Raw genomic sequence first — 1571 nt, 5'->3', positions numbered from 1 at the left:
ACAGCCACCAAATGCCGCGCCACCAACCCACCCAGCGTGCCCGTCGCACCAGTGACCAGCACCGTCCCACCCGGCCCGAACCCACCCGACGAGGCCACTGCCCGCGCCCGAACCAGCCGCGGCGCATACAACGCCCCACCACGAACCGCTACCTGAGGCTCATCACCACCCACCAGCACAGCCGCATCCAGCTCACCATCGACATCAGCCAGTACGAACCGACCAGGATTCTCCGACTGCGCCGACCGCACCAGACCCCACACCGCGGCACCGGCCAGATCCGTCACCGACTCACCATCGACAGCCACCGCACCCCGCGTACACACCACCAACGTGGACTCACGGAAACGCTCCTCACCCACCCACTGCTGGACCACACCCAACGCAGCACGAACAGCCGCCCGCACCGCCCCGGCATCCACCCCCGGCTCCACAGGCAACACCACCACACCAGGCACCACCCCATCACCCAACTCACCCCAAGTCCCCGTGACCACCGGTTCACCCGGCACCGAGGCCACAGGCGGCCACCGCACCTCAAAAAGGTTTTCGTTCGCACTTGGCTCCGCCTCCGAAAGCTGCTCGGACGAAAGCGGCATCACGCTCAATGCTGCAACCGAGGCCACCGGTGCACCCTCGGCGTCGGCGAGATCCACGCTCACGGTGCTGTCGCGGTCCGCCGGGCGAACTCGGACCCGCAGCGCCGACGCACCTGTGGCATGCAGGCGCACGCCCGACCAGGCGAACGGGACCATGGTCTGGCCGCTTTCCCCGACGGACAACGCGATCGCGTGCAGGGCGGCGTCCAACAACGCAGGATGCAGGCCGAACCGGTCGACAGCCACACCGTCGGGCAACGCGACCTCGGCCAAGATCTCGTCGCCGGACCGCCAGGCAGCACGCAACCCCTGGAACGCCGGACCGTAGACCAGACCGGCCTCGGCCATGGCATCGTAGAAACCATCCAGGCCAACCGGCTTCGCGCCGGTTGGCGGCCATTCGAGCAACGGCACTCCCCGGTCAGTCGCGACCGCCAGACTTCCCGTGGCGTGTCGGGCCCACGGCATGTCGGGGGCGGTGTTCTCCGCTCGCGAGTACACGCTGACCGAACGGATGCCGTCGACGTCCCCGCCAACCACGACCTGCACCTGGATGCCGCCGTGCTCAGGCAGCACGAGCGGTGCCACAAAAGTCAGTTCCTCGACGGTGTCACAGCCCACCTCGTCGGCTGCGCGAATGACCAGGTCCACCAAGGCAGCACCGGCCACGACCACCGACCCGAAGACGACGTGGTCAGCAAGCCATTCCTGGCTGTTCACGGACAGTCGGCCGGTCAACACGACGCCGTCGGATCCGGCAGTCGTAACAATGGCGCTGAGCAACGGGTGGTCAGCCGCTCGCAGTCCGGCGGCGCTGACGTCGCCCTGTCCGACACGAATGCCTGCCCATGACTCGGGCCAATAGTCCTGGACATCGAGCCAGTACTTGGTGTGCTGGAAGGCGTAGGTGGGCAGGTCGGTGTGTCGGGCGTGGCTGCCGGCGAAGTAGGCAGGCCAGTCCACCGGGACTCC

General features: G+C 67.8%; 1 protein-coding gene. It reads right to left on the bottom strand.

Annotated features, from left to right (window positions below; translation table 11 throughout):
- Positions 1-1571, bottom strand: a 1571-nt coding sequence (locus tag ACIPLC_RS38185; protein WP_400477663.1) for a polyketide synthase dehydratase domain-containing protein, incomplete at both ends; no start/stop codon positions are given.

It is taken from the genome of Kitasatospora sp. NPDC086801 (genome assembly GCF_044745805.1).
Lineage (GTDB): Bacteria > Actinomycetota > Actinomycetes > Streptomycetales > Streptomycetaceae > Kitasatospora.
The sequence above is the reverse complement of the archived record's forward strand: the minus strand, read 5'-3'. Positions and strand labels throughout refer to the sequence as shown.